General features: G+C 67.0%; 21 protein-coding genes. 9 read left to right on the plus strand and 12 right to left on the minus strand.

The window, feature by feature from the left end; translation table 11 throughout:
• Positions 1–73 precede the first annotated feature (73 nt).
• Positions 74–586, plus strand: a complete 513-nt coding sequence (gene def, locus FBX97_RS27510; protein ID WP_141838812.1) for a peptide deformylase — start codon at positions 74–76, stop codon at positions 584–586.
• A gap of 8 nt (positions 587–594) precedes the next feature.
• Positions 595–1542, plus strand: coding sequence for a methionyl-tRNA formyltransferase (gene fmt, locus FBX97_RS27515; RefSeq protein ID WP_141838998.1), 948 nt, complete (start codon positions 595–597; stop codon positions 1540–1542).
• An 83-nt stretch (positions 1543–1625) separates the two neighbouring features.
• Here the strand turns inward: fmt and FBX97_RS27520 are convergent, their stop codons facing one another.
• The gene (locus FBX97_RS27520) at positions 1626–1853 is read right to left on the minus strand and encodes a BrnA antitoxin family protein (protein ID WP_141838814.1); all 228 of its coding nucleotides are present in this window, start codon (positions 1851–1853) and stop codon (positions 1626–1628) included.
• 331 nt (positions 1854–2184) lie between these two features.
• Here FBX97_RS27520 and metH point away from each other — a divergent pair, with 331 nt between their 5' ends.
• The 6 genes from metH (at position 2185) to crtB (ending at position 12109) form a co-directional block, all read left to right on the plus strand.
• Positions 2185–5952: a methionine synthase gene (gene metH, locus FBX97_RS27525; RefSeq protein WP_141838816.1), complete on the plus strand. Its 3768-nt coding sequence runs from the start codon at positions 2185–2187 to the stop codon at positions 5950–5952.
• 231 nt (positions 5953–6183) lie between these two features.
• Positions 6184–7113: a polyprenyl synthetase family protein gene (locus FBX97_RS27530; protein WP_255517660.1), complete on the plus strand. Its 930-nt coding sequence runs from the start codon at positions 6184–6186 to the stop codon at positions 7111–7113.
• Positions 7114–7129: 16 nt separating this feature from the next.
• Positions 7130–8449 carry a glycosyltransferase gene (locus FBX97_RS27535; protein WP_141838820.1) on the plus strand — a complete coding sequence of 440 codons (1320 nt, stop codon included), beginning with the start codon at positions 7130–7132 and terminating at the stop codon, positions 8447–8449.
• Positions 8446–9621, plus strand: coding sequence for a lycopene beta-cyclase CrtY (gene crtY / locus FBX97_RS27540; RefSeq protein ID WP_141838821.1), 1176 nt, complete (start codon positions 8446–8448; stop codon positions 9619–9621). The genes FBX97_RS27535 and crtY overlap by 4 nt, the downstream gene beginning before the upstream one ends.
• Complete coding sequence (locus FBX97_RS27545; RefSeq protein ID WP_141838823.1) at positions 9618–11108, plus strand: phytoene desaturase; 1491 nt, start codon at positions 9618–9620, stop codon at positions 11106–11108. Before crtY ends, FBX97_RS27545 begins: the two co-directional genes overlap by 4 nt.
• Positions 11105–12109, plus strand: coding sequence for a 15-cis-phytoene synthase CrtB (gene crtB / locus FBX97_RS27550; protein WP_141838825.1), 1005 nt, complete (start codon positions 11105–11107; stop codon positions 12107–12109). The genes FBX97_RS27545 and crtB overlap by 4 nt, the downstream gene beginning before the upstream one ends.
• On the opposite strand, the gene FBX97_RS27555 is transcribed toward crtB, so the two are convergent.
• Positions 11994–12539: a sterol desaturase family protein gene (locus FBX97_RS27555; RefSeq protein WP_141838827.1), complete on the minus strand. Its 546-nt coding sequence runs from the start codon at positions 12537–12539 to the stop codon at positions 11994–11996. The genes crtB and FBX97_RS27555 overlap by 116 nt on opposite strands.
• A 64-nt stretch (positions 12540–12603) precedes the next feature.
• On the opposite strand from FBX97_RS27555, the gene FBX97_RS27560 reads away from it, so the two are divergent.
• Positions 12604–13023: a DUF2141 domain-containing protein gene (locus FBX97_RS27560; RefSeq protein ID WP_141838829.1), complete on the plus strand. Its 420-nt coding sequence runs from the start codon at positions 12604–12606 to the stop codon at positions 13021–13023.
• Here FBX97_RS27560 and FBX97_RS27565 read toward each other — a convergent pair whose 3' ends face one another.
• The 10 genes from FBX97_RS27565 to rsmB form a co-directional block, all read right to left on the minus strand.
• Positions 13024–14292: an ABC transporter permease gene (locus FBX97_RS27565; RefSeq protein WP_141838831.1), complete on the minus strand. Its 1269-nt coding sequence runs from the start codon at positions 14290–14292 to the stop codon at positions 13024–13026.
• Positions 14293–14308: 16 nt separating this feature from the next.
• The gene (locus FBX97_RS27570; RefSeq protein ID WP_141838833.1) at positions 14309–15247 is read right to left on the minus strand and encodes an ABC transporter ATP-binding protein; all 939 of its coding nucleotides are present in this window, start codon (positions 15245–15247) and stop codon (positions 14309–14311) included.
• 99 nt (positions 15248–15346) lie between these two features.
• Positions 15347–16618 carry an EAL and HDOD domain-containing protein gene (locus tag FBX97_RS27575; protein ID WP_141838835.1) on the minus strand — a complete coding sequence of 424 codons (1272 nt, stop codon included), beginning with the start codon at positions 16616–16618 and terminating at the stop codon, positions 15347–15349.
• 117 nt (positions 16619–16735) lie between these two features.
• Positions 16736–17503 carry a class II glutamine amidotransferase gene (locus FBX97_RS27580; protein ID WP_141838837.1) on the minus strand — a complete coding sequence of 256 codons (768 nt, stop codon included), beginning with the start codon at positions 17501–17503 and terminating at the stop codon, positions 16736–16738.
• Positions 17504–17631: 128 nt separating this feature from the next.
• On the minus strand, positions 17632–17889 hold the full coding sequence (locus FBX97_RS27585; RefSeq protein WP_141838839.1) for a DUF3567 domain-containing protein: 258 nt from the start codon (positions 17887–17889) through the stop codon (positions 17632–17634).
• A 147-nt stretch (positions 17890–18036) separates the two neighbouring features.
• Complete coding sequence (locus tag FBX97_RS27590; RefSeq protein ID WP_141838841.1) at positions 18037–18435, minus strand: GTPase; 399 nt, start codon at positions 18433–18435, stop codon at positions 18037–18039.
• A gap of 3 nt (positions 18436–18438) precedes the next feature.
• Positions 18439–19188, minus strand: coding sequence for a response regulator (locus FBX97_RS27595; protein ID WP_141838844.1), 750 nt, complete (start codon positions 19186–19188; stop codon positions 18439–18441).
• A 77-nt stretch (positions 19189–19265) separates the two neighbouring features.
• Positions 19266–21584, minus strand: a complete 2319-nt coding sequence (locus tag FBX97_RS27600) for an ATP-binding protein (RefSeq protein WP_141838846.1) — start codon at positions 21582–21584, stop codon at positions 19266–19268.
• Between the two features lie 19 nt (positions 21585–21603).
• Entirely contained in the window at positions 21604–22167 is a 564-nt protein-coding gene (locus FBX97_RS27605; RefSeq protein WP_141838848.1) for a DUF4390 domain-containing protein, read from the minus strand.
• Between the two features lie 64 nt (positions 22168–22231).
• A complete protein-coding gene (gene rsmB, locus FBX97_RS27610; protein WP_141838850.1) occupies positions 22232–23851 on the minus strand; it encodes a 16S rRNA (cytosine(967)-C(5))-methyltransferase RsmB in 1620 nt (539 codons plus the stop codon).
• Between the last annotated feature and the right edge of the window lie 23 nt (positions 23852–23874).

Raw genomic sequence — 23874 nt, forward strand, 5'->3', positions numbered from 1 at the left:
CTAGCAAGACAAACCGCGTTCCATCCCCGGAACGGGGTGCCGCCTGTATGTTTTAAACGAATAGAAAAAAGCCATGGCCTTACTGAATATCCTCCGCTATCCCGACCCGCGCCTGCACAAAGTGGCCAAGCCGGTCACCGAATTCGGCGAGCGCCTCGACAAGCTGGTCGCGGACATGGCCGAAACCATGTACGAAGCCCCCGGCGTGGGTCTGGCCGCCACCCAGATCGACGTGCACGAGCGCCTGATCACCATCGACATCACCGAGACCAAGGATGACCTGATGGTCTTCGTGAATCCGGAAATCGTCTGGGCCAGCGAAGAAAAGCAGGTCTACGACGAAGGCTGCCTGTCGGTGCCGGGCGTGTACGACGGCGTCGAGCGTCCGGCGCGCATCAAGGTGCGTGCGGTCGACCAGCACAACAAGCCGTTCGAGATCGAAGCCGACGGCCTGCTGGCGGTCTGCATCCAGCACGAGATGGACCACCTGATGGGCAAGGTATTCGTGGAATACCTGTCGCCGCTGAAGCGCAACCGCATCAAGACCAAGCTGCTCAAGGAAGAACGCAGCGGACGCCGCGCGTGATGGCGGGCCTGAAAGTCGTCTTTGCCGGCACGCCGGAATTTGCGGCGGTCGCCCTGCGCGAGCTGCTGGCGGCCGGCTTCGAGGTCCCGCTGGTGCTGACCCAGCCCGACCGTCCGGCCGGGCGCGGCATGCAGTTGCAGGCGTCCGCCGTCAAGCAGGTGGCGCTGGCGCACGGCATCGCCGTGCTGCAGCCGCTGTCGCTGCGCATGGATGCGAAGGATCCGCAGCGCGCCGAGGAAGCACGCGCTGCGCATGCGCGCCTGCTGGCAACGGATTATGACGTGATGGTGGTGGCCGCCTATGGCCTGATCCTGCCGCGCGCCACCCTCGACATCAAGCCTTGCATCAATATCCACGGCTCGCTGCTGCCGCGCTGGCGCGGCGCCGCGCCGATCCACCGCGCGATCGAAAGCGGGGATCCGGAAACCGGCGTGACCATCATGGAGATGGAAGAAGGCCTGGACACCGGCCCCATGCTGTCGATGGAACGCATCGCCATCGAGGATGGCGACACCACCGGCAGCCTGCACGACAAGCTGGCCGCGCTGGGCGGATGCATGATCGTCGACGCCTTGCGCCGGATGGCGGCCGGGCCGCTGGAGGCGGTGCCGCAGCCGGAACAAGGCGTGACCTATGCCGCCAAGATCAGCAAGGAAGAAGCGAAGCTGGATTTCAGCCTGCCGGCCGTGGGGCTGGCGCGCAAGGTGCGCGCCTTCAACCCCTTCCCCGGCGCGCACGGGCAGGCGGGCGGCGTGACGGTCAAGATCTGGAACGCCCAGCCGGCGGATGGCCAGGGTGCGCCGGGCCAGGTGCTGGCGGCGGATGCGCAGGGCATCGTGGTGGCCTGCGGTGAAGGCGCCTTGCGGCTGACCGAACTGCAGAAGCCCGGCGGCAAGCGCCTGGCGGCCGCGGAATTCCTGAAAGGCTTTTCGTTCGAGGGATTGGCGTTCGAATAGAACCCAGCATCCATAACGACAGCGGGCGGTGGGTTTGATGTTAGCGCATCAAGCCCACCGCCCGATTTTTTACCTGCTGCAGCTTATTCGCCGTGCGCACGCACGCGATTGGCTTCCATGTACTCGCGCAGCACCTGGTTGATGCGGGTCTGGTAACCCGGGCCTGCCGACTTGAACCATTCCAGCATGTCCACATCCAGGCGGATCGTGACGATCTGCTTCACGCCTGCGGCAGCATGCTGCTTGGCCGGCGCGGTGTCTTCAGTGCGTGCAGCAGCGTGGTCCCACTCGGGCACATATTCTTTGTTCATGGCAATCTTCCCATTGAGGCGGCGGAGCGACGGGTCCGCCCATTCCGTTAACTTGGACTAGGGACCGCACGCAGTGGCGGTTCCATGGTGCTTATTGTCGTCGCTGTATGTATCCAGGAAATTGCTGTTTTGCCGCAATTTGTATCTCACTGTAACAAAGGTAACTATGAAACAATACGTTACAAATGTCTTTACGTAGCACGGGCTTGATGCGTATTGCATCGGCCGCCACCGGCGGGAACAAACTCGGCCAGGAACGGTATAATCGTAGACCGCCTAATATATAGACACTGCGTCCCAGCCGCCGAGGCTGCCGCAGGAAAGCATACCGATGACCACTGCCCTCCCCGCCTTCTCCCCCGTCGACGCCCAGCTGCGCGCCATCCTGGCGCGCCGCATCATGATCCTCGATGGCGCAATGGGTACGATCATCCAGCAGTACAAGCTTGACGAAGCCGCCTACCGTGGCGAGCGCTTCGCGGATTTCTCGGCACCCGCCAACAGCGGTGCGCGCGAGCTGTTTGTAAAAGGCAACAACGAACTGCTGAATCTGACTCAGCCCCATATCATCCAGGAAATCCACGAGCGCTACCTTGCTGCCGGCGCCGACATCATCGAGACCAACACCTTCGGTGCCACCGGCATCGCCCAGGACGACTACCACATGGCGTCCCTGGTCTACGAAATGAACGTGGAAGCCGCCAAGCTGGCGCGCGCCGCCTGCATCAAATATTCGACCGCCGACAAGCCGCGCTTCGCGGCCGGCGCCCTCGGCCCGACCCCGAAGACCGCCTCGATCTCGCCGGACGTCAACGACCCGGCCGCGCGCAACGTCACCTTCGACCAATTGGTCACCTCGTATTACGAGCAGCTGCGCGGCCTGGTCGACGGCGGCGTCGACCTGCTGCTGGTCGAGACCATCTTCGACACGCTCAACTGCAAGGCCGCCCTGTTCGCGATCGACCAGTACTTCGACGAACATCCGGATACGCCGCGCCTGCCGCTGATGATCTCCGGCACTGTCACGGACGCGTCCGGCCGCATCCTGTCGGGCCAGACCGTGCCCGCCTTCTGGAATTCGGTGCGCCATGCGAAGCCGCTGACCGTCGGCCTGAACTGCGCGCTCGGTGCCGCCCTGATGCGCCCGTATGCGCAGGAACTTTCCAGGATCGCCGACACCTACGTCTGCATCTACCCGAACGCCGGCCTGCCCAACCCGATGAGCGACACCGGCTTCGACGAACTGCCGGCCGATACGTCGAGCCTGCTGAAGGAGTTCGCCGAGTCCGGCTTCATCAACGTCGCCGGCGGCTGCTGCGGCACCACGCCCGAGCACATCCAGGCCATCGCCGAGACGATGTCGAAAGCGGCCCCGCGTGCCGTGCCGGAGGTGCCGACCGCGCTGCGCCTGTCGGGCCTCGAGCCCTTCACCATCGACGACAGCTCGCTGTTCGTCAACGTCGGCGAGCGTACCAACGTGACGGGCTCGAAGGCCTTCGCGCGCATGATCCTGAACGAGCAGTTCGACGAGGCGCTGTCGGTCGCCCGCCAGCAGGTCGAAAATGGCGCCCAGGTCATCGACATCAACATGGACGAGGCGATGCTGGACTCGCAGGCGGCAATGACGCGCTTCCTGAACCTGATCGCGTCCGAGCCGGACATCTCGCGCGTGCCGATCATGATCGACTCCTCGAAATGGAGCGTGATCGAGGCCGGCCTGAAATGCGTGCAAGGCAAAGCCATCGTCAACTCGATCTCGATGAAGGAAGGCGAAGCCGAGTTCCTGCGCCAAGCCGCCCTGTGCCGCCGCTACGGCGCCGCCGTGATCGTGATGGCCTTCGACGAGAAGGGCCAGGCCGACACCTTCGAGCGCAAGACCGAGATCTGCAAGCGCGCCTACGACACCCTGGTCGAGAAGGTCGGCTTCCCGCCGGAAGACATCATCTTCGACCCCAACATCTTCGCGATCGCCACCGGCATCGAAGAGCACGACAACTACGCGGTCGACTTCATCAACGCCACCCGCTGGATCCGCGAGAACCTGCCGCATGCCAAGGTGTCGGGCGGCGTCTCCAACGTCTCGTTCTCGTTCCGCGGCAACGACCCGGCGCGCGAAGCGATCCACACCGTGTTCCTGTACCACGCGATCAAGGCCGGCATGACCATGGGTATCGTGAATGCCGGCATGGTCGGCGTCTACGACGAGCTGGCGCCGGAACTGCGCGAGCGCGTCGAGGACGTGGTGCTGAACCGCCGTCCGGACGCCACCGAGCGCATGATCGAGTTCGCCGGCACGCTGAAGGCCGGCGGCGCCAAACAGGAACAGAACCTCGAATGGCGCAACGCACCGGTGGATAAACGCCTGGCGCATGCGCTGGTGCACGGCATCACCCAGTGGATCGTCGAAGACACCGAGGAAGCGCGCCAGAAGGTGGACAACGAAGGCGGCCGTCCGATCCACGTGATCGAAGGCCCGCTGATGGATGGCATGAACATCGTCGGCGACCTGTTTGGTCAGGGCAAGATGTTCCTGCCGCAGGTGGTCAAGTCGGCGCGCGTCATGAAGCAGGCCGTGGCTCACCTGGTGCCCTACATCGAAGAAGAGAAAGCCGAAGAAGAACGCCGCACCGGCGTGGTCGCCAAGCCGAAGGGCAAGATGGTGATCGCGACCGTCAAGGGCGACGTGCACGACATCGGCAAGAACATCGTGTCGGTGGTCTTGCAGTGCAATAACTTCGAGATCGTCAACATGGGCGTGATGGTGCCGGCCGCCGAGATCCTGGCCAAGGCCAAGGAAGAGAATGCCGACATCATCGGCCTGTCCGGCCTGATCACGCCGTCGCTGGAAGAAATGGCCTATGTGGCGCGCGAAATGCAGCGCGACCCCTGGTTCCGCGAGCGCCAGACGCCGCTGCTGATCGGCGGCGCCACCACCAGCCGCGCCCACACCGCCGTGAAGATCGCGCCGCACTACGACGGCCCGGTGGTGTACGTGCCGGATGCCTCGCGTTCGGTGTCGGTCGGCCAGTCGCTGGTCACCGCCGATACCCGCGATGCCTATGTCGCCGAGATCGCGCAGGACTACGACCGCATCCGCGAACAGCATGCCAACAAGAAGGCGCTGCCGATGGTGTCGCTGGCGCAGGCGCGCGCCAACAAGGCCCGGCTGGACTATGCGCCGGTGAAACCGAAGTTCATCGGACGGCGCCTGTTCAAGAACGTCGACCTGGGGCTGCTGGCACGCTACATCGACTGGGGTCCGTTCTTCCAGACCTGGGACCTGGCCGGCCCCTACCCGGCCATCCTGACCGACGAGATCGTCGGCGAAGCAGCCACCAAGGTGTTCGAGGAAGGCCAGGCGATGCTGAAGAAGATCATCGAAGGGCGCTGGCTGACGGCGAATGGCGTGGTCGGCCTGCTGCCGGCCAACACCGTCAACGACGACGACATCGAGGTGTATACCGACGACTCGCGCAAAGAGGTCGCCTTCACCTGGTACGGCCTGCGCCAGCAGGGCGTGAAGCCGGTGGTGGATGGCGTGCAGCGTCCGAACCAGTGCCTGTCCGACTTCATCGCGCCGAAAGCGTCCGGCATCGCCGACTACATCGGCATGTTCGCCGTGACCGGCGGCCTGGGCGCCGAGAAGATCGAAAAGCGCTTCGAAGCGGCCGGCGACGATTACTCGTCGATCATGGTCAAGGCCCTGGCCGACCGCCTGGCCGAAGCCTTTGCCGAGTACATGCACGAGCGCGTGCGTACCGACCTGTGGGGCTATGCCGCCGGCGAAGATTTGTCGGCCGAGGCGCTGATCAAGGAAGAATACGTCGGCATCCGCCCGGCGCCGGGCTACCCGGCCTGCCCCGAGCACACGGTCAAGGCCGAGCTGTTCAAGACCCTGCAGGCCGAGGAAATCGGCATGGGCCTGACCGAGTCCTTCGCCATGACCCCGGGCGCGGCGGTGTCCGGCTTCTACTTCTCGCATCCGGCATCGAAGTATTTCGTGGTCGGCAAGATCGGCCAGGACCAGCTCGACGACATGGCGCAGCGCCGCGGCATGCCGAAGGATGAGCTGGAGCGTCACCTGGCGCCGAACTTGTAAGCAACTGAGCTGTCAATACTGAGGCCGGCATTCGCCGGCCTTTTTTTTCGCTCCCAGGCAGGCTCCGCACGGTTGGAGAGAGTTAATGAATGGCTAAGATTGTTTCCGGTATCATTCACTAAATTCGTCATTTCGATTATTCAGCGCGGCGGGGATGCAATGGGCACACAGACACGGCGGTACGATGGATTCGATGGCATCAAAACGTTCGAGGCCTTCGATGGCTTTGCCATGGAAACACGGATCGATCCTGCGGCCGAGCTGCGCGCCATGCGCGAAGCCGTCGAGGAGCGCATCGCCTACTGGCTGGCGGAAGGCGGTGCGCGCGACGACCTGCTGAGCGCGGCCATGCGCGCCGGCGCCCTCAGCAGCGGCAAGCGCATGCGCCCGCTGCTGACCATGCTGGTCGCGCGCGACCTCGGCTGCGTCTCGCCGGCGCTGGTCGACGTCGCCTGCGCGGTCGAGCTGGTGCACGCGTCCTCGCTAATCCTGGACGACATGCCCTGCATGGACAACGCCCAGCTGCGCCGCGGCCAGCCGACCGTGCACGTGCAGTTCGGCGAGGACGTCGCCATCCTGGCCGCCATCGCCCTGCTCAGCCGCGCCTTCGGCATCCTGGCGGCGGCGCCGGACATTCCGCCCGCAGTGCGCGCGCGCCTGGTCGGCAAGCTGTCCGAGACCATCGGCGCGCAGGGCCTGGTCAAGGGCCAGTTCCTCGACCTGCACGGCAAGCGCGCCACGGTCGACGACATCGCCACCACCAACGAACTGAAAACCGGCGTGCTGCTGGGCGTCGCGGTCGACATGGCCGCCATCATCGCCCAGGCCGACGACAAGGTGGCGGCCTCGCTGCGCGCCTTTGCGCTGGCCGCCGGCCATGCCTTCCAGCTGCGCGACGACTTCCAGGACGTGCCCGGCAACGACAGCGCCGTCACCGGCAAGGACACCGGCAAGGACGCCGGCAAGCCCACGCTGATCAATACCGTCGGCCTCGACGAAGCGCGGCGCCAGCTGGCCGGCCACCTGGCCGACGCCGAGCGCTGCCTGGGCGCCGCCCTCGGCAGCCGCCAGCGCACGCGCCGCTTCGTCGAAGGCCTGTTCGGCGGCACCGCCGCAGCGGCTTTTTCGGCGGCGGCGGCGCCGTCCTACGCGCCCAACTGAGCCACGAGGACACCGTATGGCACACTTCGGTGTGGTCGGCCCTGCGTTCCTGAGCCATTTCACGACGCTGGGCGCGCTCGCCGGCGCCCTGGCCGAGCGTGGCCACCGCGTCACCTTCCTCCATCGTCCCGATGCCGCCGCCTACGTGCGCGACCCGCGCCTGGCGTTCCACGCGGTCGGCCTCGATTCGCACCCGGCCGGCACGCTGGCGGCTTCGCTGCGCCTGGCCGCCAATCCCGGCAGCCCGCTGGGCCTGCGCCGCGTGATCGACGACATGGCGCACTCCACCACGATGCTGTGCGAGACCCTGCCTGCCGCCATCGAAGAACTCGGCATCGATGCGATCCTGGCCGACCAGATGGAAGCGGCCGGCGGCATGGTGGCGGAAGCGCTCGGCCTCCCGTTTATCTCCGTCGCCTGTGCGCTGCCGGTCAACCGCGAACCGGGCGTGCCGCTGCCGGTCATGCCCTTCGGCTACGGCACCGACGAGCGCTCATTGAAGATGGTCGAGGGCAGCACCCGCGTCTACGACTGGATGATGGGACCGCACCGGCGCGCGATCGAGGCGCAGGCGCGCCGGCTCGGCATCCCGGTGCGCGGCATGCTGCACGAATGCCTGTCGCCGCTGGCCCAGGTCAGCCAGACCGTGGCCGAGTTCGAATTCCCGCGCAAGCAACTGCCACCGCACTTCCACCATGTGGGGCCGCTGCGGCCGCTGCACAAAACCGGCGCCACCATTGCCGGCGCGGCGCTGTCTCCCCTGCCCGCCATCGCCGCCGACCGCCCCTTCGTATTCGCCTCGCTCGGCACCATGCAGGGCGGCCGCATCGATTTGTTCAAGCGCATCGCGCGCGCCTGCCGCCAGGCCGACGTGCAGCTGCTGCTCGCCCATTGCGGCGCGCTGGATGGGGCGCAGGAACGCGCACTGGAACGCGCCGGCGCCGACTGGGTGGTGGCCTTTGCGCCGCAGCTGGCCGCGCTGGAACGGGCCGACGCCGTGATCTCGCACGCCGGCTGGAACACGATCATGGATGCGATCGCGGCGCAGACGCCGATGCTGGCGCTGCCGATCGCCTTCGATCACCCGGGCGGCGCCGCGCGCGTGCGCCATGCCGGCATCGGCATCCAGGCCTCGGCGCGCTTTGCGGGCGCGGGCACGCTGGCCAGGCACCTGCGGCGCCTGCTCGCCGAGCCATCGTTCAAACAGCGCCTGGCGCCGCTGGCGGCCAGCGTGGCGCGCGCCGGCGGTACCGCGCGCGCGGCCGACATCGTCGAATCCGCGCTCGGCCTGGGGCAGAGGCCGCATCCTGCCCACGCTGACACGGCCCCGGCATGAGCACACCCACCTACGACCTGATCCTGGCCGGCGGCGGCCTGGCCAACGGCCTGATCGCCTGGCGCCTGCGCACCCGGCGCCCCGACCTGCGCATCCTGCTGCTGGAACAGGACACGCACCTCGGCGGCAACCACACCTGGTCCTTCCACGCCAGCGACCTGAGCGCCGCCGAGCGCGCCTGGATCGCGCCGCTGGTGTCGTGGCGCTGGCCCGGCTACCAGGTGATTTTCCCGGACCTGACGCGCACGCTGGAAGGCGACTACTGCAGCATCCTGTCCGACGATTTCGCACGCGTGCTGGAGCCGGCGCTGGGCGCGTGCCTGCGCAGCGGCGCGCGCGTCGCCCGGGTGCACCCGACCCGGGTCGAACTGGCCGGCGGCGAAATCCTGCATGCGCGCGCCGTGATCGACGGCCGCGGCCCGGCCCCGACGCCCGACCTGGCGCTGGGCTACCAGACCTTCCTCGGCCAGGAGCTGCAGCTGAAGGCGCCGCACGGGCTGGCTGCGCCCATCATCATGGATGCCGGCGTGGCCCAGCAGGGCGGCTACCGCTTCGTCTACGTGCTGCCCTTCGGGCCGGACCGGCTGCTGGTCGAGGACACCCACTACATCGACGATGCCGGCCGCGACCCCGCACAGCTGCGCGCCAACATCGCGGCCTACGTGCAGGCGCGCGGCTGGCAGGTGAAAGCGGTGCTGCGCGAAGAACAGGGCGCGCTGCCGATCGTGCTGGCCGGCGATATCGAACGCTTCTGGGACCGGCAGGACGGCCAGCCCTGCGCCGGCCTGCGCGCCGGGCTGTTCCACTTCACCACCGGCTATTCGCTGCCGCATGCGGTACGCCTGGCCGATGCCATCGCCGCCCTGCCCTCGCTCGACGCGCCGGCGCTGTTCGCGGCCATCCGCGCCGAGGCCAGCGCCGAGTGGGACAAGCAGGGCTTTTTCCGCCTGCTCAACCGCATGCTGTTCCTGGCCGGCAGCCCGGATGCGCGCTGGCGCGTGATGCAGAAGTTCTACCAGTTGCCGGCGCCCTTGATTGCGCATTTCTATGCCGGGCGCCTGAGCCTGGCCGACAAGGCGCGCATCCTGAGCGGCAAACCTCCCGTACCCGTGCTGCAGGCGCTGTCCGCGGCACGCAAGACTCACCCTCACCAGATCAGGACTCCCGCATGAACGCATCGAAGACCGCCGTGGTCGTGGGCGCCGGTTTCGGCGGCCTGGCACTGGCCATCCGCCTGCAAGCCCAGGGCGTGCAGACCACCTTGCTCGAAAAACGCGACAAGCCGGGCGGCCGCGCCTACGTCTACGAAGACCAGGGATTCACCTTCGACGCCGGCCCCACGGTCATCACCGACCCGTCGGCGCTGGAAGAGCTGTTCGCCGCCGCCGGCAAGCGCATGAGCGACTACGTCGAGATGCTGCCGGTCTCGCCCTTCTACCGCCTGTGCTGGGAAGACGGGCGCCACTTCGACTACGCCAACGACCAGGAGGCGCTGGACCGCCAGATCCACGCGCGCAACCCGGCCGACGTCGCCGGCTACCAGCGCTTCCTGGCATATTCGAAGGCCGTGTTCGAGGAAGGCTACATCAAGCTGGGCGCCGTGCCCTTCCTGTCCTTCCGCGACATGATCGCGGCCGGCCCGCAGCTGGCGCGCCTGCAGGCCTGGCGCAGCGTGTACGGCATTGTCTCGCGCTTCATCCAGGACGAACAGCTGCGCCAGGCGTTTTCCTTCCACTCGCTGCTGGTGGGCGGCAATCCGTTCGCGACGTCCTCGATCTACACGCTGATCCATGCGCTCGAGCGCAAATGGGGCGTGTGGTTCCCGCGCGGCGGCACCGGGGCACTGGTGAAGGGCATGGTCAAGCTGTTCACCGACATCGGCGGACGGATCGAGCTGAATGCGCCGGTGGCCGCCATCGAGACCAGCGGCGGGCGCGCCAGCGGCGTGCGCCTGCAGGACGGGCGCGTGTTCGCCGCCGACGCGGTGGCTTCGAATGCCGACGTGGTCCACACCTATGCGTCGCTGCTGGGCCAGCACCCGCGCGGCGTGGCCGAGGGCGAGGCACTCGGCAAGAAGCGCTTCAGCAATTCGCTGTTCGTGCTGTACTTCGGGCTCGACCACCACCACAGCCAGCTGCAGCACCACACCGTGTGCTTCGGACCGCGCTACCGCGAGCTGATCAAGGACATCTTCAACGGCGAAGCGCTGGCCGAGGATTTTTCGCTGTACCTGCACGCGCCCTGCGTCACCGACCCGTCGCTGGCGCCGCCCGGCTGCGGCAGCCACTACGTGCTGGCGCCGGTGCCGCACCTGGGCAATGCGCCGATCGACTGGGAGGTCGAGGGGCCGCTGTACCGCGAGCGCATCTTCGACTACCTGGAACAGCGCTACATGCCGGGCCTGCGCAGCCAGCTGGTCACCAGCCGCATCTTCACGCCGGTCGACTTCCGCGACCAGCTCAACGCCCACCTCGGCTCGGCGTTCTCGCTGGAGCCGATCCTGACGCAAAGCGCCTGGTTCCGCCCGCACAACCGCGACGCCGACCTGCCGAACCTGTACCTGGTCGGCGCCGGCACCCATCCGGGCGCGGGCGTGCCGGGCGTGATCGGTTCGGCCAAGGCCACCGCCGGGCTGATGCTGGAGGGAATGCACGCATGAGCGCGCAGTCGGATGGATCCTTGCTGGATCACGCCACCCAGACCATCGAGGTCGGCTCCAAGAGCTTTGCCGCGGCCGCCAAACTGTTCGACCCGGAAACCCGGCGCGGCGTGCTGATGCTGTATGCATGGTGCCGCCATTGCGACGACGTGGTCGACGGCCAGGAACTCGGCATCAATCACGCGGATGCGGGAAGCGCGCAGACGCCGCAGGAAGCCCGGCGCCAACTCGAACTCCTGCGCGAGCAGACCCGCCGCGCCTATGCCGGCGAACCGATGCAGGACCGCGCCTTTGCCGCCTTCCAGGACGTCGCCCGGCGCCACGCGATCGCACCGCGCTACGCCTACGACCACCTGGCCGGCTTCGCCATGGACGTCGACGAGGTGCGCTACGAAACCATCGAGGACACGCTGCGCTACTGCTACCACGTGGCCGGCGTGGTCGGCCTGATGATGGCCTCGATTATGGGCGCTCACGACGAGGCCACGCTGGACCGCGCCTGCGACCTCGGCCTGGCCTTCCAGCTGACCAATATCGCGCGCGACATCGTCGAGGATGCGCGCGTCGGCCGCTGCTACCTGCCGGCGGCCTGGCTGCGCGAGGCCGGCATTCCGCGCGACGAGATCGCACTGGAACGCCATCGCGCGGCGCTGGCGCGGCTGGCGGCGCGCCTGGTCGATCATGCCGAGCCGTACTACGATTCGGCGCTGGACGGCATCGCAGCGCTGCCGCTGCGCTCGGCCTGGGCGATCGCCAGCGCGCGCAACGTCTATCGCGAGATCGGGATCGTGGTCAAGCGGCGCGGCGCGCGCGCCTGGGACGAGCGCGCCGGCACCTCGAAAGCCACCAAGCTGTGGCTGCTGGCGAAGGGCGGCGCGGGCGCGCTCAGTTCCCGCTGGGCTCGAACGGGGCCGCGTCCGGCGCAGCTGTGGCGCCGTCCGGGTGCGGAGCCTGCGGCTTCTTCAGGGGGCCGGCATGCAATGCATGCAGCCGGCGCTTGAGGGTATCGACCGGCGGCGCGTACAGGAAACCGAAGGACACCGCGCCGTCCTTGCCGGCCACCGCGTGATGCATGCGGTGCGCCTGGTACAGGCGCTTCAGGTAGCCGCGCCGCGGCACGTACTGGAAGGGCCAGCGCCGGTGCACCAGGCCGTCGTGGGCGACGAAGTACAGCAGGCCGTAGGCCGTCATGCCGGCGCCGATCCATTCCAGCGGATGGTGGCCGATGCTGCCCGCATAGATCAGGGCGATGGCCACGCCGGCGAACACGACCGCAAACAGGTCGTTTTTCTCGAACCAGCCCTGGCGCGGCTCGTGGTGCGAGCGGTGCCAGCCCCAGCCGAAGCCATGCATCACATACTTGTGCGCGACGATGGAGAACACTTCCATGAAAGCGACGGTGAGTACGACGATGAAGGCATTCCACAGCATGGCGGTCGGGGGATTCTGTTAAAAATATGATCACAGCCTACCATAACATGAGGATTTCACTTTTATGATTGCAGCTTTCCGCAACACGGTACTGGGCGCCCTGCTTTCCTGTCTGCCCTTCCTGGCAGCCGCCGCCACCGTCGAGGTGCACGTGACCGGCGTCGCCGCCGGCAAGGGCAGCGTCAAGGTCGCCGTGTGCGACCAGGCGCGCTTCCTGAAACAGTGCCTGTATTCGGGATCGGCGCCCGCGCGCGAGGGCGACAACACGATCGCGGTGCGCGACGTCCCGGCCGGCAACTGGGCGGTGCTGGCCTTCCAGGACGTCAACGGCAACGGCGAACTGGACCGCAACTTCATCGGCATCCCGAGCGAGAACTACGGCTTCAGCCGCGATGCGCGCGGCAAGTTCGGGCCGCCGTCGTTCGAGGATGCCGTGATCACGGTACGCGACGAACCGACTGTCGCCAACGTCAGGCTGCACTGATCAAGTCCGCGCCTTCTGGAAGCGCCATATGGCGAGCGCCATGAACAGCGCGGCAAAGCCGAGCAGCGCCGCCATCGCCGGCATCGCCTCCGGCAAGCCCAGGCCGCGCCAGGTGACGGCATCCAGGCCGGTGATCGCCCAGCGCGTCGGCACGATCATGGTTGCCTGCTGCACCCAGGCCGGGAACACGAAGGTCGGCACCCAGGCGCCGCCCAGCATCACCATGATCAGGGTCGCGAACATGGCGATGCCGCGCGCCGCTTCCGGGGTCTTGCCGAAGGCCGCGACCAGCAGGCCGAAGCCGGCCGTCAGCGCGCCGAAGCACAGGGCGATGCCGAGGAAACCCGGTATGCTGCTGACCGTCACGCCGAAGGCCAGCACCGCCACCGCGAACACGATGCACAGCAGGCAGAAGGCGATGATGGTGGCCGACACGGCGCGCGCCAGCACCACCAGCGCCAGCGACACCGGCGCCGCCAGCAGCCGGTTCCAGATGCCGTCGCGGCGCGCCGCCAGCATGGCGATCCCCATGTTCATGCCCATGAACAGGATGAATTGCACGCCCATGCCGGAAAAGGCGTGGGCATACGGGTTGTAGCCCTGCAGCGCCGGGGCATTGCTGAGGCCCTGGTCGCGGGTGGTGAACGGCATCGACAGGCCGCGCGGCGCGCCGCTGCCGCCGGCCTGCTGCGGCTGCGCCTGGAAGGTACGCACCGCCGCCAGCATGTCGCGCAGCGCCGGATCGGCGATGGTGCCGGCATCCAGCTGCTGCAGGCTGCGCTCGGTCAGCTTGCGGCCCATCGGCCCGCCGAACATCTCGGCGCTGACGACCGACATCACCTGCTGGGTCAGCATGCCCTTCACCATCCCCAGCACCGCCGTCTGCGACGGATCGTACAGCAGTTCGATCACCGGCTTGGGACCGGGCGTGAACATGGCGCTGCCCGCCGCTTCGGCAAAGCCGGGCGGCAGCACCACCGCCACCGCCTGGCTGCCCTTGCGCACCGCCTGCTCGGCCTGGGCGCGGTCCATGACCGTCACATGCAGGTTGGAATCGGCCTGCAGGCCGGCGCCGATGCGGCGCCCGACCTCGCTGGCGTCCTGCTGCACCAGCGCGACGTCGATCGCGCCGCTTTTGGCACTGCCGCCGAACACCGAACCGAAGAAGGCCGCGATCACGATCGGCAGCACCAGGTGCATCAGCAGCGCGCGGCGGTCGGACACGTACAGGATGAGGTCCTTGCGGACCAGGGCGAAAAAGGCGTTCATTTTCAGTCCCCTTCGTTCAATCTCTCAAGGTGCGGCCGGTGAGGTTCAGGAAGATGTCTTCGAGCGAGGCGCGTGCGGTGGAAAAGTGCAGCGGACGCTGGCCGTTCTGCTGCAGCCAGCCCAGCACCGGCACGGCGTCGGCATTGTCGACCAGGGCGATGTCGAGCGTGGCGTTGTCCTGCGCCAGCGCGGTCACGCCCGCGTGCGCGCGCAGTGCCGCCAGCACGCCCTCGGCGGCCGGTTCGGCCAGGTCGACGCGCAGCACGGCGCGCGCCGGCAGACGCCGGTGCAGCGCGGCCGGGGTGTCGTCGGCCAGCACCTTGCCATGGTCGATGATCACGATGTGGTCAGCCAGGCGCTCCACCTCTTCCATGTAGTGGCTGGTGTAGATCAGCGCACGGCCCTGGGCCTGCAGCGCTTCCAGGGTGTCGAAGATGGCGTTGCGGCTCTGCGGATCGACGCCGACGGTCGGCTCGTCGAGGATCAGGAGGTCGGGTTCGTGCAGCAGCGCGGCGGCGATGTTCAGGCGCCGCTTCATCCCGCCCGAGAACGTCGCCGGCTTGTCGCGCGCGCGGTCCTGCAGGTTGACCAGCCCCAGCACGTGCTCGATGCGCGCCGCCAGCTGCCCGCCCTTCAAGCCATACAGCGCACCGAACAGGCGCAGGTTTTCGCGCGCCGACAGGTCCTCGTACAGCGCCAGGTCCTGCGGCACCATGCCGATGCGCTTGACGGCGGCGGCGCCGGCGGCAACCGGCTGGCCGTCCAGCAGGATCTCGCCGGCGTCGGGCCGCAGCAGGCCGCACAGCATGGCGACAGTGGTGGATTTGCCGGCGCCGTTGGGGCCGAGCAGGCCGACGGTCTGGCCGGCGAGCACCCGGAACGAGACGCCATCGACGGCACGGCGGGTGCCGTAGGATCTGACGAGATCGGTGACGCTTAACAGCACGGAGGACATGGCGCTCCTACTCGGGGTGAGTTGCTTGGTCGGCTTGAACTGCTCGTGCGCTTATTCCTCGTTGGCTTTTGCCCGTCGTGCTGACGTTCCAGGCCGTGTTTAAATTGCGTAGCGGACCACGCTGTCACTCCACTGAAACGCCGACATCTCCAGCTCGACCATGTCGTCACCCGAAATCTGCAGCTCCTTCAGCGAAGGCAGCACGTCGTCATCCGACTGCTCGATGCTTTCCGCCAGCTTGAGCAGCTGGCCGAAGAAATCCTGGCGCTTCAGCAGCGCCAACCGGATCTCGTCGCTGACCGGGATCTGGTCGAGGATGTCCTGCATCGGAATGCCGAACAGCACGTCCATCAGCGACATGATGCCGACCGTGAACGCGGTGTCGCCGGGGTAGCGCTGGCCCGGGCGCAGGCGCTTGGCCAGCAGTTCCATCAGGCGGCCGCGCGTGGTGGCCAGCATCAGCAGCGGGGTCTGGTTGTGGCCGCGGTTGCCCGGCTCGGCGTACAGCATGATCTGCAGCCAGCGCTGCAGCTGGCGCCGGCCCAGCACGATCAGCGCCTGGCTGAGGGAATCGATGCGCTGGGGGGCGCCGACGGCCGGCGTGTTCACCAGGCGCAGCAGGTTCAGGGCCAGCGTCACGTCCTTCTTCACGGCGCGCTCGATGTCGGCGTTGTCGACGTCCGACATGACCTGGTTCATCAGCGACAGCACGGTCGCCTGCGACGGCGACAGCTTGCGGCCGCCGAGCACCGCCGGCCGCGCGAAATAGAAGCCCTGGAAGTAATCGAAGCCGGCGTCCAGGCAGACGTGGTATTCGTCGCGGGTCTCGACTTTCTCGGCGATCACGGTCTTGCCCAGGCCCTGCAGGCGCGAGACCAGTCCCGCCAGGGTGTCGCGGCGCGTGCTGCGCAGGTCGAGCTTGACGAAGGCGGCCAGCGGCAGCAGGCGCTGCAGGCGCGCGCTGTCGCCGCCGACGCCGTCCAGCGCGAAGCGGAAGCCGTGGCGCGCCAGTTCCTGCATGCGTGCCAGCACGGCATCGTCGGGGTCCATCGTGGCGACGATCTCGAGCACGGTGCGTTCGCGCGGCAGGAAGGCAAAGATGTCGCTGAACAGGACGTCGCGGTCGACGTTCAGGAAGCAGGCGGCGTCGCCGATGGCGCGCGCCAGGCCGAGCTGGGCAGTGTGGGCAATGACGGTGGCGGTGGCCGGCAAGCCGGCGCCCGATGCGCCCTCGTCCTGGCCAGCACTGCGGAACAGCAGTTCGTAGCCGTACAGCGCCTGGTTGCGGTCGAGCACAGGCTGCCGGCCCAGGTAAAAGTCACGCACGCGCAGGGGCAGGTCGGCGTGGTCCAGGCTCACGGTATCGGTCATGTCGGCTCTCTGATTCACTGATGGAACGCAACGAAGTGCTATGAAGCTACTTTACCGCATTCCGCCTTAATAGTGACTAGCCGAAATTAATTTCCTGTATAAAACGTGTCACGCCGTTCACGTTTGCGGCAGACCGTCGACAAAGACTTTCAGTTCGCCCGGTGCGAATTCGGTCCATTGCTCGTTCGTGGTCAGCGGCGTGGTGACGATGATGGCAACCCGGTCGTCGGGCGTGGTGACCTGCGAAAAGTCGACCGACAAGTCTTCGTCGGCCAGGCTGGCGGCAGTGAACGGGTAGCGCCGCACGACATAGCACAGCTTGGTCGAGCAGTGCGCGAACATGGCGGTGCCGTCCGACAGCATCATGTTGAAGGTGCCGTGGCGGGCAATGACCGCAACCAGGTCGGCGATGGCGGCGCGCAAGGCCGGCAAGCCGGGATGCTGGTTACCGAAGCGGTCGCGCAGCTGTTGCAGCAGGAAGCAGAAGGCGCGTTCGCTGTCGGTGTTGCCGACCGGGCGGAACGGGCCGTCGAGGACCGGGTCGAACTCCTTCAAGTCGCCGTTATGGGCGAACACCCAGTAGCGGCCCCACATCTCGCGCACGAAGGGGTGGCAGTTTTCCAGCGCCACCTGGCCCTGGGTCGCCTTGCGGATGTGGGCGATGACGTTCAGGGACTTGATCGGGTAGCGCTTGATCAGCTCGGCAATCGGCGAGGCGACGGCCGCCTGGTGATCGACGAAATGACGCACGCCGGCGCCTTCGAAAAAGGCGATGCCCCAGCCGTCATGGTGGGTATCGGTGCGGCCGCCGCGGTGGGCAAAGCCTGTAAAGCTGAAGACAATGTCGGTAGGGACATTGCAATTCATGGCGAGTAGCTGACACATGGGTCAAGCTTACCATGCGCGGACGATAAAACAGGGGAGCGTGCGAAATGAAACGGACTGCGGAAACGGACAGGGGAAACGGGACAACGGCCGGGCCGGTCGCGAAGACAGGCCCGGGGGCTGGAAGATCAATGCAGTACGACCGGCTGGCTCATCAGGGTATCGTAGGAACCCAGGAAGTCGTCGATCTCTTCCATCGTCGGTTCACTTGCGATCAAGGTGTTCACGTCGCGACGGAACGATTGCGCAAGTTTGCCGCCGATGAATGCTTCGCGCCGGCCGGATTTGTCGACAATCTCATAGCCGCCGAAGCGCAGCGCTTCGAGGTTATGGTCGACGCCAAACTCGACGACGCTGTACTGTTCGCTGTTATAGATCATGTTCATGATAATTCCCTCACTCGATCAGATTTGCGAAGTGCCGCCCGGCGGCGGACGGCTGGCATTCCATACTCAATAGTTTTGACTTCAACTATGAGGTGGGGCTGACCCAGGCGATTTCAAGTATTCGAAATGGTTAAACTGAACCGTTTTCTACGCTTGAATATCCGGCGTCAGCATCAACAGCTGATCGTATGGCTCGGCTTGCAGCCACGATCGCAACTGATCAAGATGCTCGCTGCGCGCAAGCCCGATGAAGAGACGCTCGGGACGCTGGCGCAGCATGCGATTCAATGTTACACGCAAAACCAGATTGCCGGTGCAGCACAGGCAACCGGGCGCGATCCGCGCAAGTTGCGGTGCCGGGGAGAAGGTATCGAGGGGAGAATCGCCGGAGGGCAGCCCCTCCAGGATGATGGCCTGGTGCGCCGCAGCGCCGGCGCTGCCGGCGCGCTGCAGTTCGATCAGGATGGCCTGCTCGCGCGCCCGCGCGCCCGGCCCCGTGACCAGGGTGGTGGCGACGCGCGCCGGGCTTGCAGCAGGATCGCTCAAGGCTTATTGCGCGTTTTTCTTGCCCAGCTTGCCCGGCTCCACGCCCAGCTGCTTCAGCTTGCGGTACAGGTGGGTACGCTCGAGGCCGGTTTTTTCGGCGACGCGCGTCATCGAGCCGCCTTCGCGCCCCAGGTGGTGCTCGAAGTACATGCGTTCGAAGGCGTCGCGCGCTTCGCGCAGCGGCAGGTCGAAGGACAGCGTATAGCCGTGCGCGTGCGCCTCGCCGTTGCCGGGCGTGCGCGCCAGGCCCATCGACGCCCCCATGGTGCCGCCCTGCGGCTGCGGCGCGTACATCTGCGGCGGCGGCATGCTCGCTTCCGGCAGCGGCGCGGCGCTCGGCGAGACCGCCATCGGGCGCGGCGCGACCGCCGGGGCGCGCGCCACTTCCTGGCCACGCGCCAGGCCCTGCTGCACCGCCTTCAGCAGCTTCTGCAGCGCGATCGGCTTTTCCAGGAAATTCAGGGCGCCGATGCGGGTTGCCTCGACCGCGGTATCGATGGTGGCGTGGCCGGACATCATGATCACGGGCATGGTGAGCAAGCCGTCGCGCTGCCATTCCTTGAGCAGGGTCACGCCGTCGGTGTCCGGCATCCAGATATCGAGCAGCACCAGATCGGGCGCGCCCTGCTGGCGTGCCTGGCGCGCCTGTTGCGCATTTTCCGCGAGTTGGACCGCGTGCCCTTCGTCGCCCAGGATTTCCGAGAGCAGCTCGCGGATGCCCATTTCATCGTCAACTACGAGTATGTTTGCCATCTCTTATTTTGCCTTCCTGATCTGACCCGTTCCGTTCACGCGTTTTGCTTCCATTACAGCGAGATTCTATGCGCGATTCAGGCATCGGCCAAGTTCGCGGCCAAGTTCGCCTCTGGGGCTAACTTTAACAGCAAAATCGATACCGAAGCGCCAGATCCATCCGAACGGTTGGCAACATCGATCCGGCCCCCGTGCTCGTCGACGATCTTCTTGACCATCGGCAGGCCGAGACCGGTCCCGCGCGCCTTCGAAGTGACGTAGGGTTCGAAGGCGCGCGACAGGATTTTGGGGGCGAAACCGGGACCGTTGTCGACGATCGCCAGGCGCACCGCGGTCCCGGTGCCGCCGTCGGCGCCGACATAGTGGATGGCTTCGGTGACCACGTCGATGCGCGGCAGCGCGTGCTCCGGCGGGCGGTCGGCCAGCGCATCCTGGGCGTTCTGCAGCAGGTTGTGGATCACCTGGCGCAGCTGGGTGGCGTCGCCCATCACGTGCGGCAGCTTCGGCGCCAGCGCGGTGTGGATCACGTCCGAATCGTCTTCGGCCAGGTACAGATTCAGGATCTGGGCGATCAGGTCGTTCAGGTCGAGCGGCGACAGCACCGCCGGCGGCGCCTTGGCATAGTCGCGGAAGTCGTCGACCATGCGCTTCATGGCGTCGACCTGGTTGACGATGGTGTCGGTGCCTTTCTTCAGCAGCTCGGCGCCCTGCGGATCGAGGCGGTCGGCCAGCTTCATCTGCATGCGCTCGGCCGACAGCTGGATCGGCGTCAGCGGGTTCTTGATCTCGTGCGCCAGGCGCCGCGCGACTTCGCCCCAGGCCACCGAACGCTGCGCCGAAATCACGTCGGAAATGTCGTCGAAGACCACGATGTAGCCGCTGCCCGCCCCCACCGGCAGGCGCGAGCCGCGCGCCAGCACGGTGATGTCGTGGTCGTCGTCGCTGCCGGCGCGGCGCGGAATCTCGATCTGCTGCTGCCAGTGCGAACGCAGCGGTCCGCGCCGGCTGGCGCCGCCATGCGGGTTCTGGGCGGCGCTCTGGGCCGCACTCTGCACCGAGAACGCGCGCGACACCGCGCCGGCAAAGCTTTCCAGGCCCTCGATCGCATCCAGCGGCTGGCCGGCCAGCGAGGCGATGTCGACCTGCAGGATGCGGTGCACGGCGTCGTTCGAGTTGACCACGATGCCGTCGGCATCGAGCACGATCACGCCGGCCGACATGTTGGCCAGCACCGATTCCAGGTGGGCCTTGGCGCTTTCCAGCGCGGCGCGGTTGCGCTCCACCGCGGACCTGGCCTCGAACAGCTGGCCGGTCATGGCGTTGAACGATTGCGTCAGCGTGCCGAGTTCGTCATTGGTCTCGACGATCGGCCGCGGCGACAGGTCGCCCTCGGCCACCGCGCGCGTGCCCTCGGCCAGCACCAGCAGCGGCTGCGCCAGGTTACCGGCGATCACGAAGGCAGTGCCGATGGCGCCGAAGGTGGCCAGCAGCAGGGTCAGGGTCAGCGTACCCTTGTACATCTTGCGCAGGCCGGTGCGGCCGACCTTGCGGTCCTGGTATTCGCGGTAGGCGGTGCTCAGCACCTCGGCATTCGAGGCCAGGTTGACCGGCACCGACTGCAGCAGCTGCAGGTAGCGCGGCGCCACCCCGGGCGGCTCGGGCACCGCGATCACCACGCGCAGGCGGCGGTTGGTGGCGGCGTCCAGGCCGTTGTGCTCGGCGCCGCTGTCGCGGAACTCGGTGTCCATGCTGCCTTCGATGCGCGCATAGCCGCCCGGCATGGCCGCCTGCTTCAGCATCTGCTCGGTCGGCATGTCTTCGGACAGGTCGGCGCGCCGGTCTTCGGCGGCGGACGCCAGCAGCTTGCCCTCGCTCGAGAGCAGCATGCCGCTCTGCATGCCGTCGTCGACGGTGCGCATCAGCACGATGCGGGCGCTGTCGTCGCTCTGCCCGGCCAGGGTGACGGCGGTGGTGCCGGCGGTGGCGCCGAGGTCGCTCAAGGCTTCGTCGAGCGCGGCCTGCCCCAGCTTCAGGCCGGAATCGAGCGCGGCCTCGATCTTGACGTCGAACCAGGAATCGATCGAGTGCGACACGAACTGGTAGGAGACCATGAAGATGACCAGCCCGGGCAGGATGCCGATGCCGGCGAACAGCAGCACCAGCCTGGCCATCAGGCGCGAACCGAAGCGGCCGGCCTTGTAGCGCGAATACAGGCGCACCAGGTAGACGATCACCAGCAGCGCCAGCACGCCCGCCACCGCGGCGTTCAGGCCGACCAGCCAGGAGAAATTACGTGCCAGGAAACCGGTATTGTCGGAGGCCGACGCCAGGACGAACAGCAGGATGGTGGCCAGCGCACTGCCGACCACGAGGGCATATCTCAGGGCCTTGGTCATCGTCGAGAACCGCGGTTCTTTACTCAGCACGATAGGTAAACGTTTTCTTGTGCGAGGTCAGGCGCCAGTCGGAATTGTTCAGGGCGTCCACCTGCAATGGCTTGGCCAGGTAATCGCGGTCCATGAACATGCGCAGCGTTACATTATAGGATTCGCCGGGCTTGAGCGCCCCTTTCGGCCCGATCAGCCAGCGCCCCGGGCGCCGGATCGCCAGCAGCGCCTGGTCGAGCGTGTCGTAGGTCTGCTGCACGCTGCCGATGACCAGCACGTGATAGACCCGGGCCAGCACGTCGTAGTCGAGGCGCACCGTGCGGCGCGCGGCCACGGCGCGGTCGTCGTACCAGTACCAGCGCGGGCGCGTCAGCTCGATCTCGGTGGTGAAGTACACGGGCATGCCACCCTGCAGTGCCTGCTGCAGGCTGGTGGTCAGATCGAAGGAGTACGAAGCCGACAGCCGGTAGCCGTCGTCGGAGGCTTCGATGCTGGCGCGCGTGATGTCGATCCCGTCGGCCGCCTGCGCCGTGACGCACGCGAATACCAGCATCAGCTGGCAGGCGAGGAGGCGGAAAAATCGTACAGTCACTAGGGGGCCTTACAAAAGCGTTATCGGAGAAGTCAAGCGCGCTGATAGGCGCTTGTGTGGCGCTCTACGCCCCGACTTTTTGAAACAGGGCATAGAAAAGACCATCATGATCCTGCCCGGTACCGCTTCGTGGAAGCAACTGACCCGGCGCATCGAGACGGACCGCACCGTGGCGCACCGCAAAGGCGGCGGCCTGCGCTTCCGATTCCTGCGGCCAGAGCGAACATGTCACGAACAGCAATTTACCATCGGGCCGAAGCATCTGCCAAAGATTGTCGAGTATTTTCGCGGAAAGTGTTGCAAGTTGGTGGGTATCGCTCTTCCTACGCAACCAACGGATATCCGGGTGGCGCCGGACGATACCGGAGGCGGTGCAAGGCACGTCGGCCAGGATGCGATCGTACTGGCGTCCGTCCCACCAGCCACGCTCTTCGGCTGGACCGGATGTCACATTTGCGTGCAAACCGAGACGCTGCAGATTCTGCTCGACCCGGGCCAGGCGGCGCGCGTCGACGTCGAGCGCGGTCAGCTCGACCTCGGCCAGTTCCAGGATGTGGCCGCTCTTGCCGCCCGGGGCCGCGCAAGCGTCGAGCACGCGCATGCCATCCTGCAGGTCGAGCAGCGGCGCCGCCAGTTGGGCACCGGCATCCTGCACCGAGACCAGGCCGTCGGCGAAGCCCGGAATCTGGCCGACGTTCACCGGCACCGCCAGGCGCACGGCAAACGGCCCGACCTGGTGCGCATCCATGCCGGCGGCGGCCAGCGTGGCCAGGTAGGCCTCGACGCCGGTTTTACGGGTGTTGACGCGCAGCGTCAGCGGCGGCTGCTTGTTGCCGGCCGCGAGCACCTGTTCCCAGTCGTCCGGATAGGCGCTGCGTACCGAGTCGATCCACCATTGCGGATAATTCCAGCGCGCCAGCGGTTCGCGCAGGGCGGTTGCGGTCAAGGCGTCGCGCTCGCGCAGGAAACGGCGCAGCACGGCATTCACCATTGCCTTGGCATGGGCGAAATCCGGATGCGCCGCCGCGGCGCCGACCGCCTGGTCGACCACGGTGAAGGCTTCGTAGGGCGGCGCGCCGTCCTGCGGCGGGTCCAGCAGCGCCAGTGCCGCGCACAGCAGGCCGGCCAGCATCGGCGGTTCCGGCGCCTTGGCCGTCATCAGGTGCAGCAGGGTTTCGCTGCGGCCCAGCTGGCGCATGCTGCGGTAGGCGATGTCCTGCATCGCGCCGCGCGCCTGCGGGGTGGCGTCATACGCCTGGAATACCTCGGCCAGCGCCTGCGGCAGCGCGGTGCCGGTACGCACCCGCGCCAGGCTGCTGGCGGCGCCGAGCAGGGCAAAGGCGAGCGAGTCGGGTTTCAGGTCGGGACGGTAATCGAGCTGGACCGGATTCTTGACTTCGTGGCTATGGCGCAGGCGGGTATCGTCGGCGCGCGGCGCCGGACGGCTTTCCACCGGCCGCGTTTCCACTGCGCGGGGCTGCGGCGCCGGGGCGCGCTGGGGTGCCGGACGCGTTTCGCCGGTACGCTCCGCGGATGCCGGACGCGCTGCCGGCGCCCTCCCCTGTCCCTGGGCATTACCCGGCCGCGGCTGGCCCGGGCGGACGCCTGCGGGCTTGGCCGGCTTGCCGGACTTCGCGGCCTGGGCCTTGGGTTTGAGGGTGAGCGTCGGGCGCTTTTCGGTCATGGCAATCGATCAATGCGTAAAGG

The sequence above is a fragment of the Herbaspirillum sp. SJZ107 genome, from assembly GCF_006715485.1.
GTDB lineage: Bacteria > Pseudomonadota > Gammaproteobacteria > Burkholderiales > Burkholderiaceae_D > Telluria.

Coding starts and splice junctions, on each gene's coding strand:
- FBX97_RS27545 (WP_141838823.1), top strand. CDS start 9,618: ATGAACGCATCGAAGACCGCCGTGGTCGTGGGCGCCGGTTTCGGCGGC.
- rsmB (WP_141838850.1), bottom strand. CDS start 23,851: ATGACCGAAAAGCGCCCGACGCTCACCCTCAAACCCAAGGCCCAGGCC.
- FBX97_RS27595 (WP_141838844.1), bottom strand. CDS start 19,188: ATGGCAAACATACTCGTAGTTGACGATGAAATGGGCATCCGCGAGCTG.
- FBX97_RS27535 (WP_141838820.1), top strand. CDS start 7,130: ATGGCACACTTCGGTGTGGTCGGCCCTGCGTTCCTGAGCCATTTCACG.
- FBX97_RS27600 (WP_141838846.1), bottom strand. CDS start 21,584: ATGACCAAGGCCCTGAGATATGCCCTCGTGGTCGGCAGTGCGCTGGCC.
- crtY (WP_141838821.1), top strand. CDS start 8,446: ATGAGCACACCCACCTACGACCTGATCCTGGCCGGCGGCGGCCTGGCC.
- metH (WP_141838816.1), top strand. CDS start 2,185: ATGACCACTGCCCTCCCCGCCTTCTCCCCCGTCGACGCCCAGCTGCGC.
- FBX97_RS27570 (WP_141838833.1), bottom strand. CDS start 15,247: ATGTCCTCCGTGCTGTTAAGCGTCACCGATCTCGTCAGATCCTACGGC.
- FBX97_RS27565 (WP_141838831.1), bottom strand. CDS start 14,292: ATGAACGCCTTTTTCGCCCTGGTCCGCAAGGACCTCATCCTGTACGTG.
- FBX97_RS27585 (WP_141838839.1), bottom strand. CDS start 17,889: ATGAACATGATCTATAACAGCGAACAGTACAGCGTCGTCGAGTTTGGC.
- FBX97_RS27530 (WP_255517660.1), top strand. CDS start 6,184: ATGGAAACACGGATCGATCCTGCGGCCGAGCTGCGCGCCATGCGCGAA.
- FBX97_RS27575 (WP_141838835.1), bottom strand. CDS start 16,618: ATGACCGATACCGTGAGCCTGGACCACGCCGACCTGCCCCTGCGCGTG.
- FBX97_RS27555 (WP_141838827.1), bottom strand. CDS start 12,539: ATGCTGTGGAATGCCTTCATCGTCGTACTCACCGTCGCTTTCATGGAA.
- FBX97_RS27580 (WP_141838837.1), bottom strand. CDS start 17,503: ATGTGTCAGCTACTCGCCATGAATTGCAATGTCCCTACCGACATTGTC.
- FBX97_RS27560 (WP_141838829.1), top strand. CDS start 12,604: ATGATTGCAGCTTTCCGCAACACGGTACTGGGCGCCCTGCTTTCCTGT.
- def (WP_141838812.1), top strand. CDS start 74: ATGGCCTTACTGAATATCCTCCGCTATCCCGACCCGCGCCTGCACAAA.
- crtB (WP_141838825.1), top strand. CDS start 11,105: ATGAGCGCGCAGTCGGATGGATCCTTGCTGGATCACGCCACCCAGACC.
- FBX97_RS27520 (WP_141838814.1), bottom strand. CDS start 1,853: ATGAACAAAGAATATGTGCCCGAGTGGGACCACGCTGCTGCACGCACT.